The organism is Bradyrhizobium sp. 157 (genome assembly GCF_023073815.1).
In the GTDB taxonomy this organism is placed as follows: domain Bacteria; phylum Pseudomonadota; class Alphaproteobacteria; order Rhizobiales; family Xanthobacteraceae; genus Bradyrhizobium.
The window spans coordinates 1-1261 of the sequence record NZ_JADPKF010000117.1; the positions used below are offsets into that span (position 1 = coordinate 1).

The window sequence follows — 1261 nt, forward strand, 5'->3', positions numbered from 1 at the left end:
GCCATACCCGCCGGCCTCCTGTCCCGGCGGGTAGCTTGAATCACCAAAACGCTGATTTGTGAATCCGCAGCGATTCAGTCAGATGGGCTAACGCTCTAGCGAACTGAAAGAGCTGAGTACGCCGCAGGAGGTAATGGGCGAGATACCGCGCACCTTGACCGCGACGCGCGTGGTGATGGCGGCGCGCAATGCCATCCACGCCATCCTGCACGGCACCGATGACCGCCTTCTGGTGGTCGTCGGCCCCTGCTCGGTCCACGATCCCGCCGCGGCCGTTGATTACGCCGAGCGGCTCGCTGCGCTGCGTGAAAAGCTCTCCGACCGCCTCGAAATCGTGATGCGCGTCTATTTCGAAAAGCCGCGCACCACAGTCGGATGGAAGGGACTGATCAACGACCCCAATCTCGACGGCTCCTTCGACATCAACAGGGGCCTGCGGCTCGCCCGCAACGTGCTGTCGGCGGTGAACAATCTCGGCCTGCCGGCCGGGACCGAATTCCTCGACATGACGACGCCGCAATACATTGCCGACCTGATGGCATGGGCGGCGATCGGGGCGCGCACGACCGAGAGCCAGATCCATCGCGAGCTCGCTTCCGGTCTCTCCTGCCCGGTCGGCTTCAAGAACGGTACCGACGGTAATATCCGCATCGCGGCCGATGCAGTGAAGTCGGCCTCGCATCCGCATCATTTCATGGCTGTCACCAAAGGCGGGCGCTCGGCGATTGCGGCAACCACCGGCAACGAGGACTGCCACATCATCCTGCGCGGCGGCAACAAACCGAACTACGACCGGGAAAGCGTCGGTGCCGCGTGCGTCGAACTTGTCCGTGCCGGCGTCGCCCCGCGGATCATGATCGACACCAGCCACGCCAACAGCAACAAGAAGCCGGAGAACCAGCCGCTGGTCGTCGCCGACATCGCGCGCCAGATATCGGAGGGCGAGCAGCGCATCACCGGCGTCATGATCGAGAGCAACCTGGTCGCCGGCCGTCAGGACGTCGTGCCCGGCAAGCCGCTGACCTACGGACAGAGCATCACCGACGGCTGCATCGACTGGGAGACGACGGTATCTGCGCTGAACGTGCTGGCCGATGCGGTGCAGACGCGGCGAAATGCGCAATCGGGGAACTTCCGGGAGGAGCGCTCGGCCTAGAGAGCGTGATGAAATTAGATTTGATTGCGACCACGAAGAAGGTGCGCTCCCTCTCCCGCTTGCGGGGGAGGGCTGGGGTGGGGGTGTCTCCGCGGGCGACACTGC

General features: G+C 64.2%; 1 protein-coding gene. It reads left to right on the forward strand.

The features are described from left to right. Positions 1-103 precede the first annotated feature (103 nt). Entirely contained in the window at positions 104-1156 is a 1053-nt protein-coding gene (locus tag IVA95_RS35545; protein WP_256470368.1) for a 3-deoxy-7-phosphoheptulonate synthase, read from the forward strand. Positions 1157-1261 lie beyond the last annotated feature (105 nt).